The sequence below is a fragment of the Sporosarcina newyorkensis genome, from assembly GCF_900167515.1.
In the GTDB taxonomy this organism is placed as follows: Bacteria; Bacillota; Bacilli; order Bacillales_A; family Planococcaceae; genus Sporosarcina; species Sporosarcina newyorkensis.
On the sequence record NZ_FUYJ01000002.1, the window covers coordinates 133,313 to 145,944 of the forward strand.

12 protein-coding genes are annotated in these 12,632 nt (G+C 40.6%); all 12 read left to right on the plus strand.

Annotation, left to right across the window (positions count from 1 at the left end):
- Positions 1–38 precede the first annotated feature (38 nt).
- The 12 genes from B5D59_RS05000 to B5D59_RS05055 all read left to right on the plus strand — a co-directional run bounded on the left by B5D59_RS05000 (position 39) and on the right by B5D59_RS05055 (position 12,616).
- Positions 39–725: a 3-oxoacid CoA-transferase subunit A gene (locus B5D59_RS05000; RefSeq protein WP_078817359.1), complete on the plus strand. Its 687-nt coding sequence runs from the start codon at positions 39–41 to the stop codon at positions 723–725.
- 16 nt (positions 726–741) lie between these two features.
- Positions 742–1,377: a 3-oxoacid CoA-transferase subunit B gene (locus tag B5D59_RS05005; protein WP_078817360.1), complete on the plus strand. Its 636-nt coding sequence runs from the start codon at positions 742–744 to the stop codon at positions 1,375–1,377.
- Positions 1,378–1,411: 34 nt separating this feature from the next.
- On the plus strand, positions 1,412–1,954 hold the full coding sequence (gene accB / locus B5D59_RS05010) for an acetyl-CoA carboxylase biotin carboxyl carrier protein (protein WP_078817120.1): 543 nt from the start codon (positions 1,412–1,414) through the stop codon (positions 1,952–1,954).
- 18 nt (positions 1,955–1,972) lie between these two features.
- Entirely contained in the window at positions 1,973–3,430 is a 1,458-nt protein-coding gene (locus B5D59_RS05015) for a pyruvate carboxylase subunit B (protein WP_176132506.1), read from the plus strand.
- The gene (accC, locus tag B5D59_RS05020; protein WP_078817122.1) at positions 3,427–4,797 is read left to right on the plus strand and encodes an acetyl-CoA carboxylase biotin carboxylase subunit; all 1,371 of its coding nucleotides are present in this window, start codon (positions 3,427–3,429) and stop codon (positions 4,795–4,797) included. Before B5D59_RS05015 ends, accC begins: the two co-directional genes overlap by 4 nt.
- Positions 4,798–4,886: 89 nt before the next feature.
- Positions 4,887–6,056 carry an acetyl-CoA acetyltransferase gene (locus B5D59_RS05025; protein WP_078817123.1) on the plus strand — a complete coding sequence of 390 codons (1,170 nt, stop codon included), beginning with the start codon at positions 4,887–4,889 and terminating at the stop codon, positions 6,054–6,056.
- A 1-nt stretch (position 6,057) separates the two neighbouring features.
- On the plus strand, positions 6,058–6,468 hold the full coding sequence (locus B5D59_RS05030) for a Zn-ribbon domain-containing OB-fold protein (RefSeq protein ID WP_078817124.1): 411 nt from the start codon (positions 6,058–6,060) through the stop codon (positions 6,466–6,468).
- Between the two features lie 316 nt (positions 6,469–6,784).
- Entirely contained in the window at positions 6,785–7,831 is a 1,047-nt protein-coding gene (gene dctP / locus B5D59_RS05035) for a TRAP transporter substrate-binding protein DctP (protein ID WP_176132507.1), read from the plus strand.
- An 85-nt stretch (positions 7,832–7,916) separates the two neighbouring features.
- A complete protein-coding gene (locus B5D59_RS05040; protein ID WP_078817126.1) occupies positions 7,917–8,468 on the plus strand; it encodes a TRAP transporter small permease in 552 nt (183 codons plus the stop codon).
- Positions 8,465–9,742 carry a TRAP transporter large permease gene (locus B5D59_RS05045; protein WP_078817127.1) on the plus strand — a complete coding sequence of 426 codons (1,278 nt, stop codon included), beginning with the start codon at positions 8,465–8,467 and terminating at the stop codon, positions 9,740–9,742. Before B5D59_RS05040 ends, B5D59_RS05045 begins: the two co-directional genes overlap by 4 nt.
- 257 nt (positions 9,743–9,999) lie before the next feature.
- Complete coding sequence (locus B5D59_RS05050; protein ID WP_176132508.1) at positions 10,000–11,466, plus strand: pyruvate carboxylase subunit B; 1,467 nt, start codon at positions 10,000–10,002, stop codon at positions 11,464–11,466.
- An 82-nt stretch (positions 11,467–11,548) separates the two neighbouring features.
- Positions 11,549–12,616: a TRAP transporter substrate-binding protein gene (locus B5D59_RS05055; protein WP_078817129.1), complete on the plus strand. Its 1,068-nt coding sequence runs from the start codon at positions 11,549–11,551 to the stop codon at positions 12,614–12,616.
- Positions 12,617–12,632 lie beyond the last annotated feature (16 nt).

Here is a 12,632-nt window from a genome sequence, read left to right on the forward strand (position 1 = left end):
GAGCAAATCAGTTGAATGGGAAAGGAGAGGTACTTGAAGTGATTAACAAGGTTATTAATAACATAGATGAGGCCATTGAGGGCGTTCGCGATGGTTCCTCTATTTTAATAGGTGGTCAAACCAATGCAGGTGTTCCAGATCACTTGCTTAAAAAGCTGCTAGATATGAATGTAAAGAATTTGACGTTAATAACAAATCATACAGGACTCGGACATGACAAAATTGCCCAATTAATTGAAAACCGTCAAGTGCGTAAAGTGATTTGCTCGTTCCCTAAGACGAATAGAAGCGAGTCATTCCAAGAGATGTATAAAAAAGGTGAAATTGAATTAGAAGTTGTTCCTCAAGGCACTCTTTCTGAGCGAATCCGGGCTGGAGGAGCAGGTATTGGCGGATTCTATACCAAAACTGGAGTTGGAACCCTTTTAGCGGATGGAAAAGAGACAAAGACGATTGACGGGATGAACTATTTATTAGAGTTGCCTATTAAAGCAGACTTTGCTTTCATCCGTGGCCATCAAGCAGATCGATGGGGCAACATCGTGTACCGGAAGGCAGCGCGGAATTATAACCCTGGAATGGCGTTGGCTGGTGAAGTAACGATTGCAGAAGTAGAGGAATTAGTGGATTATCCACTTGATCCAGAAATCATCATTACTCCTGGAATTTATGTAAACAGAATTATTGAGTTAAAGAAAGGAGCGGTCCTTGTTGATAGCAACTAGATTGACGAAAGACCAAATGGCTAAACGTTGTGCTAGTGACATTCCAAACGGTGCCTATGTAAATCTCGGGATCGGCATACCTACATTAGTAGGAAACCATATTGGGGAAGGTAAAGAAGTGATGTTTCAGAATGAGAACGGTATTTTAGGCGTGGGACCTGCACCGACTGAAGGAGAAGAGGATTTGGATTTAGTCAATGTCAGTGCGGAGCCTGTCACGCTTGTACCAGGCGGATCCTATGTGAATCATTACGATTCTTTTGTCATGATTCGGGGAGGCCATATTGATTATTCGATTATTGGAGCCTTACAAGTTTCTGGAAATGGTGATCTTGCCAACTGGTTGACGGATCCAAAAGCGATTCCCGGGGTTGGCGGCGCGATGGATTTAGCGGTTGGGGCTAAAAATGTTTTTGTCATAACAACCCATACAACCAAAACAGGCGAATCAAAGATTAAGAAAAGTTGTACATTTCCTTTGACGGCTTCCAATGTGGTGAAAAGAATCTATACAGATCTGGCTGTAATTGATGTTGCCGAAGAAGGATTAGTAGTAAAGGAAATTGTTCCGGGAATGAGCGTTGATGATCTGCAAAAAGTAACAGAAGCCCCCCTGATTGTCAACGAAGAGCCGAAAGTGCTTAATGTGTAAATAAGCGACTAACCAAAAGAAGGGATTGTATAGGATGAATGAAAAGCAAATTATGGAGATATTGAAAATGGTAAGTGACTCTGATTATGGCTTTTTAAATTTGGTGGAGGGCGACTTTGAATTAACTCTATTGAAAAAAGACATGGATCCGGCACTCTTAAACAGTGGACTGCTGAATGGCAATTCCAGCGTGCAGGCACAGGAGAAACGGTCGGCTGACCCTTCTGTCCAAGCAGCTTTGGAGGAAGCTAAACCACTCAGCACACAAGAAGCAGCAGTAACAGTAGAAAAGGAAACGGCGCTCGCCAAGCCAGCTGCCAAGGATTACTCAGATAATCATATTAACATCAAAGCACCTATGCTCGGCACATTCTTCAGAAAACCATCACCGGATGAAGCAAATTACGTAGAAGTCGGTGATGTAGTAGAAGCATCTGACACGCTCTGTTTAATTGAAGTAATGAAATTATTCAATTCAGTCTCAGCAGGAAAAAAAGTTCGGGTCGTAGATATTCTGGCAGAAGATGGTCAATTAGTAGAGTATGACCAACCGTTGTTTGTAGTTGAACCCATGTAATAAGAAAGAGGGATAATGATGAGAAAGATAAAAATCATCGACCAAACGTTACGTGATGCCCATCAGAGCTTATGGGCCACAAGAATGACGACGGCACAGATGTATCCGATCTTAGATCAAATTAATCGGGCTGGATATGATGCGGTAGATTTAATGGCAATGGCCCATTTCGATTCATGCGTTAGATATCTTAGAGAAGACCCATGGGAAAGAATCCGCTTAGTCAGGGATAAGCTGGACGTCCCTATTGGCGGTTGGATGCGCAGTAATAATTTAATAGGATTCGAAGCAGCACCTGATGATCTCGTAGAATTATTCGTCGATAAGATGGTTGACAATGGAATTAATAGAATAACTGCGTATGATGGTTTATTAGATAACAGCAATATTATTGATACATTAAAACAAACGAAAAAGTTGGGTGCCCAGGCTGTAGCGGCTTTCGTGTACTGTGACAGTCCCATCCATACAGACGAGTTGTATGTTGAGAGGATCAGTAAATTGTTAAAAGAGGTTAAAGTTGACGCGGTCATGCTGAAAGACGCAGGCGGTCTGTTAACTCCGGACAGAGTAAGAACATTGATTCCTGCAATTAAAAAGACGATTGGCGATTTGTCGCTTGAAGTTCATAGCCATTGTTCGACAGGTCTTGCTCCTCTCGTATATCTGGAGTCCGTCAAGCATGGAGCGGATGCTATACATACTGGTGTAGCACCACTCGCAAACGGTTGTGCGATGCCAGCTGTGCAAACGCTCACAAAAAACTTACGAGACATGAATTATCAATTGAATATAGACAATCAAATGATTTCTGAGATTGAAGACCATATTAGAATGGTTGCCAAAACTGAAGGTTTTCCTGAAGGGACTGCAATGGAATATGACGCCTTCCATTATAAGCACCAAATTCCCGGCGGCATGCTGACGAATATGTATTTCCAATTAGAGCAGGCTGGGATAAGAGATCGCTATGAAGAAGTTCTAAATGAAATTTCTACAATTCGTGAAGAGCTTGCATGGCCAATCATGGTAACGCCCTTTTCCCAGTTAGTCGGTACACAGGCAGTTCTAAATGTGATTCATGGAGAGCGGTACAAATTTGTACCGGATGAATTGAAAAAGTATGCGCTCGGCTATTACGGTGAGCTAATTGCGCCTATTGAACAGAACATCCTCGACAAAATCATTGAAAATGGTTCGAAAGATATTCCTTTACAAAGACAGCCGTTAGTCGACGTTGTCCCTCAGTTACGAAAGCAGTATCCAAATGCAACCGATGAGGAAAGACTTCTTCGTTTTATGATTAAAGGAAATCATGTAAATGAAATGAAAAAAGCCGGTCCAATTAACACCGGTTACAATATGACTAACGATTCCATTAGCACAATTATTAAATCAATCATAGATCAAAAAAAGTTCGGTTATATTCAAATCAACAGCTCGGCACTGAAGTTAAAGTTAGGAGCGATGAAATGAAAACTATCAAACGTATCTTAATAGCTAACCGCGGGGAGATAGCTGCCCGGATAATTAGAACTTGTAAAGAAATTGGAATCGAAACTGTAGCGGTTTATTCAAAGGAGGATACAGACTCCCAGCACGTGCTCTTAGCAGACAAAGCAGTTTGTATCGGACCTGCACCTGCCCATTTAAGTTATTTAAACGTAGGAGTAATTATTGAGGTAGCAAAAGCGAACCAAGTGGATGCTATCCATCCGGGGTACGGGTTCCTTGCGGAGAATGCAGGATTTGTTGAGAAATGCGAAGAAGCAGGCATCATCTTTATTGGACCTACAGCAGACAACATGAATTTAATGGGGAATAAAATAGCTGCCCGAATAACAGCAAAGCGTGCAGGAGTTCCTGTCATTGAAGGAACAGAAGGATCTCTCGAGGACACGGCGAGCCTAAGTGAAGACGAGTTGGATTTCCCGCTGTTAATTAAAGCTTCTGCCGGCGGCGGCGGAAAAGGTATGAGAATCGTCAACAATATAAATGAAATGAAAGCAGCTATACAAGAAGCGAAAAAAGAAGCAGATGCTGCATTTGGTGACAGTTCAGTTTACATTGAACGATACATTAAAAATGCACGGCACGTTGAAGTGCAAGTATTAGCAGACAGTCATGGAAATGTCGTTCATTTGGGCGAGCGGGATTGTTCTGTTCAAAGGCGTCACCAAAAACTGATTGAAGAAACACCTTGCATTTTTATTCCGAATGAGATGAAAAAGAAGATTTATAAAGATGCCATTAAACTATGTAAAGAAACGGATTACACAAACGCTGGAACAATTGAGTTCCTAGTGGATATGGACAGGAATGCTCACTATTTTATCGAAATGAATACCCGAATCCAAGTGGAGCATCCGGTCACCGAGATGGTAACTGGTATTGATATTGTAAAAGAACAAATCAGCATAGGCGAAGGTAAGTCTTTATCGGTAAAACAAAGTGATATTTCATTCGCCGGTCATAGTATTGAAAGCAGAGTAAATGCGGAGGATCCGGACAATTCATTCTTCCCTTCTCCAGGATTGATTGATAAGTTTATTGTTCCAAGCGGACTCGGTATTCGAGTAGATACGTTTTGCTACAGTGGATACAAAATTCCGCCGTATTATGATTCTTTGATAGGTAAAGTAATCGTGGTAGGAAAGGATAGAGAAGAAGCAATCAATAAGCTTCGGGCGACTCTCTCTACATTTGTAATTTCAGGAATCAAGACAACCATACCTCTTCATATGAAAATCTTAGAGAATCGTGATTTTATTGAGGGAAACTTCAATACGAAATGGCTTGAGGAAGCTTTTGCGGAAAGCAATGAAAAGGTTTCAGTCAATTAACTAATTCAACAGGTCAAACGGCTGTTAAAGAATAATGATGATGTTTGGTCAAGACGGGACAGGACATCCGGTTACTTGGAGGCGTAAACATGAAACGTAAAGAGATGGTGGCCATCGCCGGTGTCGGTGATGTGGAATTACTAGATGGAAAAGTTCAGGACGGGTTGTCTGTCCTTCAAATTCAGGCGTTGGCAGCGAAAGCAGCACTTCAGGATGCAGGACTAAAAAAAGATGATGTAGATGGAATGCTAGTAGCGGGAAATTGGGGAGTCCCAGGAATTGGTGGGCACCCATCTGCAGTAGTGGCGGAATATTTAGGAATTACCCCCAAATATACGGATTCAACTAATATTGGTGGGTCATCTTTTGAAGCGCATATTGGCCATGCCGCAGCAGCGATTCAGGCTGGAAAATGTGAAGTTGCACTCATCGTGTTCGGCAGCACGCAACGTTCCCAACGTTCAAGAAGTCTTGGTGGCAGGCCTCCCATTTTAACAATGCAGTACGATACGCCTTACGGTTTGCCGTTTCCAGTCGGAGCATATGGCATGGCTGCACAGCGGCATATGCACCAATACGGAACGACCTCGGAGCAGCTGGCTGAAGTTGCTGTCTCAGCTAGAAAGTGGGCACAATTAAACCCGGCAGCTACTAAAAGAGGTTCTTTGACAGTAGAAGATGTGTTGAATTCTCCACTGATCTGTGATCCCCTTCATAAGCTCGATTGTTGCCTAGTAACTGACGGAGCAGGAGCAGTTGTCGTTGTCTCGGCGGAACGTGCCAGAGATTGTCGAAAAAAACCGATTTGGGTATTAGGACATGGAGAGTCTCAATCTCACTGGTCTATTCATTCCATGCCGGACTTTACAAAAACTTCAGCAGCACAATCGGGTAAGACAGCTTTTGAAATGGCAGGTGTCACGCATAAGGACATTGATGTGCTGGAAATCTACGACTCGTTTACGATTACCCCGTTGTTGACATTGGAGGCACTCGGTTTCTGTGAACCTGGAGAGAGTGGACACTTCGTCGCGAGTCAAAGGACATCGCCAGGCGGAGAGCTCCCGATGAATACAAATGGCGGCGGCTTGTCATCCATGCATCCAGGAATGTACGGTATTTTTCTTCTAATCGAGGCTGTAAGACAACTCCGCGGTGAATGTGGCGAGCGGCAAGTACATGACGCGAGAACAGCATTGGTAAATGGTACAGGCGGAGAACTTTCTGCAACTTCTGTTTGTATTTTGGGGAGGGATTAATATGGAGGAAATTAAAAAACCGGTTCCAATAGCTGATGGCGATTCCTTAACATTTTGGGAAGGATGCAAAGAAGACAAGTTATTGATTCAGCGATGTGAAGATTGCGATAAATTTATTTTCTATCCCCGAATCGTCTGTCCGAACTGTATGAGTGAGAACATTGAGTGGGTCGAATCCGCCGGAAAAGGAAAAGTCTACTCATTTACAGTAGTAAGACATTCTCCCCCGTCATTCTCTGACGATGTTCCTTATGTTGTAGCCATGATTGAGTTGGATGAAGGGGTAAGAATGATATCTAATATCGTTGAATGTGAGATCGGCGACGTATATTGTGATATGTCGGTTGAAGTAGTATTTGAAGAAAGAGAAGATGCGAAACTCCCTATGTTTAGACCACTTACAGATACATGATTGGAAAGACAAGGATAGGTAGATTCTCGTATAGAAAAAAATTTGTTTTCTTTAAATTACTATTGACACTATATAAGATGTTATGTAATATCTTACATAACATCTTTTTCTTTTTATTGTGACAATATGAATGATTCTTTCAATTTAAAGATGCTGAACTCCTTTTAGGATACTTGTTACTTATCTATAAAAGCTATTTAAATGTTCATCTAATAATTACTAATGAAGGCGCTTACACATGCAATGAGTTTTACCGTTTATGATTGAAATTATTATATAATATATAACTATTTATTCAATGAAAGGGTGGGGAAACATGAGGGCTAGAGGTACTTTACTTTCTTTTATGGTAATAGTGCTGTTATTCGTCTATGGCTGTGAGAACTCAGGAAATCAAGTAGGTGCACAGGAAGAGGAGGTATATACATTAACCATAACTACAAACGTGTCAACGACACATCCATTTTCGAAAGAAACAATTGTTCCATACATGGAAAGAGTGACAGAGCTGACAGATGGACAAGTGCAGTTTAAATATTACCCTTCTGAACAATTAGGAAAATCTCAAGACTTTATCCACTTGGTTCGAGATGGAGTTATTGATATAGCTCATTTCAATGCATACAGTTACCCAAGTGAGTTTCCGATCACTAGCTCATTGATGGCTATGCCTGGTCTAGTAACTACCGGTGAAGAGTTAACGCCGATGTTTAACGAAACAATCCGTATGGACCCTGTCTTAGAAGTCGACTTCTTGTCTAATGGAGTTCGACCGGTTTTAGGTATGGTAACGATACCTTACGATCTTTATACGACAGGAAAAGAAATCAGAGTTCCTGAAGACCTAAAAGGGTTAAAAATTATGAACCATGGGGGAGTTTTCAAGACTGCAATTGAACATTTGGGGGCCACACCGGTTACTATCACAGTTTCCGATATGTATGAGGCTTTTGATAAGGGGGTTGTCGATGTCATCAATCATTATCCGTCCACTTTAAACGCATGGAGTATGGGGGATTTAATCGAAAGCGGCACATCCGGAGCAAAAATTGGAGCAGCTCCATATGGATTGATGATTAGTGAAAAAACATGGCAGGGACTTCCGGAAAATGCAAGGACTGCACTTTACCAAGCTGGAGATGAATTGGCAGCATCTAGTAGTAAGATATTTGATGATGACAGTAAATCTGTAGAGAAAAAGTGGATTGAACAAGGGCAAGTTAATAAGCTAACTGATGAGGAGCTGAAAAAGTGGGAAAAAGTTCATGATGAAATCAGAGAAAAATGGTTAGCCAAACAAAAAGACCCTAAATACAAAGAAGCATATGATTTAGTAATGAAAAAAATACAAGAGATAAAGTGATGGATGAAGTAGTAATATCCAAGACTTGCAGTGTTCATTAAGAAGAATTTTGGGGCTTATCTAATCAAATAAAGGGGACTAAACTATGGCACCAATAAAAAAAGGTTTTGAGAAGATAGAAAAAATATGTTTAGTGCTTTCTGCTGCTGCTTTATTTATAATGATGGTTTGGATTTTCGCAGATGTAATCATGAGGTATTTTTTTAACTCTCCGATAGCAGGCACGATGGAGATCACGAGTGAGTATTTCATGGTGATTATTGTATATTTGGGAATAAGCTATACGTTAAAGCATAATGGACATGTCAAAGTGGATTTGCTAGAGTCCAAGTTATCCAAAAGTTTCAAAGTAGCCCTTTCAATTTTCAAAGATCTGTTAGTGTTAATTATATTAGGTCTCATGCTTGTCTCGAATATCAATTTGTTCTTTGATTACTATGAAAGAGGAATAACGTCTGTTGGCTCTATTGAGTATTTGTTGGCACCTGCTTTTCTCGTAATGGCTCTAGGAGTCTTAATGGTAATTGCCAGACTAATCTTTAATGTCGTGGAAAGTATTTCCTCACTTTCAAAACAAGAAGTGAACGAAGAAACAACTGTGATAAATTTAAGAGAAGAAGCAGGGGTGAAAAGATGATAGCTTTATTCGCTGTTATTTTACTACTTGTTTTTTTGGCGATAGGAGTACCGATTGGATTCGTTTTGATACTCGTAGGCTCGCTGGGGCTTTGGATTATAAATGGATACGATTCATTAATGGCCGTATTAACGAGTATCGGTTATAGAAGTGTTAGTAACTTTACATTTACCACGATTCCGCTTTTTATCTTGATGGCACATTTTCTATCAAAAAGCGGAATAGCGGATAACTTATTTGGGAGTATGTTGAAGTGGATTGGACATTTACCAGGAGGAGCTGGGGTAGCGACGGTATTCTCAAGTGCTGGATTCGGAGCGTTATCGGGTTCAAGCCTTGCCGCTACTTCAACGATGTCTCAAATTGCTATACCTCAAATGGTGAAAGCGAAATACTCGGAGCAATTCTCGGCAGGGTTGATTGCATCATGTACTGGCACACTGGCGGTATTAATACCACCTAGCATCCCGCTTATACTGTATGGGATTCAAACAGAAACATCAGTTGGTCAGTTACTTATGGCAGGGATTCTTCCAGGCATCCTACTGGCAATATTAGTTTGTGCTTTTGTCATTGCATCATCGTTAAAAAATAATACTATGGTTGATAAGGCGTCTTGGGCGGAACGCTTGAACTCAATCAAACCAGTTTTCCCCTCAGCAATATTGATCACGCTAGTCATTTCCACTCTCTATTTGGGCATTGCAACATCAACAGAAATCGCTGCATTTGGAGCTTTTGGGGCATTAGCTATTGGGATAGCTTTAAAGAGATTAAACAAAGAGAAAATTTACGAGTCTCTAGTCACCACAATTAAACAAACTTCTATGATCTTTCTAATTGTTATAGGGGCAAACATATTCGCAACTTTTATTGCCTTTACACAAAGTGGGGTTAAAGTTATCAATTTAATTGTAGGGAGTGGTGCTTCACCCTATACTATTTTGTTTTTAATTATCTTAATTTACTTGGTACTAGGATTATTTTTAGATTTAATTGCCTCATTATTAATCACATTACCGGTAGTGTTTCCGCTCATCATCCAGCTAGGATTCGATCCAATCTGGTTCGGGATTATCCTCGTATTATTATTAGAAATAGGATTAGTCACACCCCCAGTGGGATTAAATTTATTTATCACAAGTGAACATGCAAAAATACCAGTGCAAAAAGTTTTTGTGGGATCGATTCCGTTTATTGGAATCCTACTTCTCACCATTGTCATTCTCATCGTGTTCCCAGAAGTTGTTCTGTATCTTCCAGGGAAAATGTAAAGACAATTTCTTCACTATGATAAAAATAACATACTCGTTGCTCTCCTGAATCAGGAGAGTATTTTTTTTATTTATATAAAGAGTTTTCACTTAAACCTATCGCGCGATAAATCTAATTTTTCTATCTATTGTCGTGTAGCTGACAGAGTTTTCTACCCTTTCAGCTTAGAATAAAAATAGATAGAGAAATAGTGATTCCAGAGGATAGTTCTTTAAGGTGTAAAAACAGTTAAATCGAAAAGATAGGAGAGAGCAACTTGAAAGAAATTAAAATAGTAGATACAACCATTCGGGATGCGCATCAGAGTCTATGGGCAACAAGAATGACAACACCCATGATGATTCCCATGCTGGAGAAATTAAAGAACGCAGAATATGACACCGTTGATTTAATGGCAATGGTTCATTTCGATGCGTGCGTAAGGTATTTGAGAGAAGATCCGTGGGAGAGAATTCGGATTGTTAGTAAGGCATTACAAGGAGGCCCGCGTGTTGGCGGCTGGATTCGAAGTGGCTTGTTTGGATTTGACGTAGCGCCTGATGATATACGAGAGCTGTTTATTGAAAAGATGGTGGATAATGGAATCAATAGAATCGCAGCATTCGATGGACTATTAGATGTAGATAATTTAGCAAAACCTCTTATTCATGCAAAGAAGTTAGGGGCTTATACCGTTGCAGCATTAGTTTTTTGTGACAGCCCATTACATACAGACAAACTGTATGTCAGCAAAACGATTGAGCTGTTGGAAAAAGTAAAAGTGGACGCCGTCATGATTAAGGATGCAGGTGGACTGTTGACACCGGAGCGAGTTCGAACATTGGTGCCTGCACTAAAACAAATATTGGGTGATATTCCGCTTGAACTTCATAGCCATTGTTCGACCGGTTTAGCTCCTGTAGTTTATCTGGAAGGAGTTAAGCATGGGGCGGATGTCATTCATACAGCCGTTTCTGCTTTGGCGAATGATATATCCAATCCATCCATCCAAACCATAGCAAAGAACTTGAGGGACCTTAACTATCAAGTCAATGTGAATGACCAGCTGATCCATGAAATAGACCATTACTTCAGAGAGGTCGCTGCACAGGAAGGATTCCCATTAGGAAAGCCTAAAGAATATGATAGTTTTCATTACAAACACCAAATACCTGGCGGGATGCTCACGAATATGTATTATCAGTTGGAACAGGCGGGGATCCGAGACCGTCAAGAAGAAGTTCTGGAGGAAATCTCGATTATCCGCGAAGAGTTAGCCTATCCAATCATGGTTACACCTTTCTCTCAATTCGTCGGAACACAGGCAGTGTTAAATGTTTTACACGGTGAGCGCTACAAATTTGTTCCAAATGAAATAAAAAAATATGCACAGGGCTATTACGGTCAATTAATGGCGCCGATTGATGAAAATTTACTAGATAAGATCATTGGAAATGAAACCAGCTTACTAGCTGAAGAGACAAAGCCGGCCAAACGGATTCTTCCTGAGTTAAGAAGGCAGTTTCCGAATATGACAGACGAAGAGATGTTGCTACGCTATATTGTCAAAGGTAATCATGTAGATGAGATGAAAAAGGCTGGGCCTATTAGTCAAGAGCCGTATGAAGTTACTCCTAAAAATGCTCCTACTATCACAAACATTCTCGCACAAATTACAAAAAGCAAGGAGATGAGATATTTTCATATAAAAAGTGACACTATTAAACTTGAAATAGGAAAATGATCTTTAATCTTCGTATTAACTTGTTCAAGCTTGATCAATCATATGCGTTTGATCTAAAAAACATTATACGAGGTGAGACAGGATGAAAGTAATGAAAAATTTGGCCCTATTAGCAGTAGCTACCCTTTTTATGGCCGGTTGCGGAACAGCTAAAGGAGACTCAAGATCTGATGGGGAATATGTTTTTAACGTAGCAAGTGTTTTATCAGCTGAGGACAGCGTAAGTCTAGGCCTAGACAAATTCGCAGATATAGTCGCTGAGAAATCCGAAGGCAAAATTAAAGTCGAAACATTTCACGGCGGTCAATTAGGGTCTGATTTAGAAACATTTGAGGCCGTGAAGAACGGCAACTTAGACATGGCGACGGGATCAATCGCTAATATCTCACCAATTACCAATGCTTTCAATGTACTGCATTTGCCATTTTTATTTGACTCAAAAGAACAGGCATTCAATATTGTGAACAACGAACAGGTTAGGGGTTCTATAGACCAAGATTTAGCTCAAATCAATTTGAAATGGTTTGGCGCATTTGACAGTGGCGGGCCTCGTGTCATAGCTACTAAAAATAAAGAAGTACATTCTCTCGAGGATTTAAAAGGAATGAAACTGCGGGCATCCGAATCGCCTCTTGAATTGGCAGCACATAAAGCGTTAGGAGCTAAAGGTACCTCGATTTCTTGGCCTGAAACGCCTCAAGCAATTTCCCAAGGAATGGTTGATGGTGTGACAGTACCTTTGAATGCTCTGCATCCTTCCAAACTTTACGAGGATGGAACGATAAAAAGTGTAGCATATATTCCTTTCCAATGGTTCTTCCATGCAACCGTCATCAACAAAGATAAGTGGGAGTCATTGCCTAAAGACGTTCAGGAGATATTAAGCGAATCCATTAAAGAAGCAGAAAAGTGGCAATTAGATAATGTCGACCAATTATACACAGGGATTGTAAAAGACATGAAAGATGCTGGGTTACAGATCAATAAATTGCCGGAAACAGAGTATAAAAAAATCGAGAAAGTTACGAAGGACGTAGTCTGGGATAAATACGTAGATGGGAAAACCGTTACACAGGAAAAATTAGATCTAATCCTCGATGAATTAATAGAGTCCAAACAAGCTGGAGACTGGGGCTATCAAATTGAATAGAGGCTTTAACACAGCC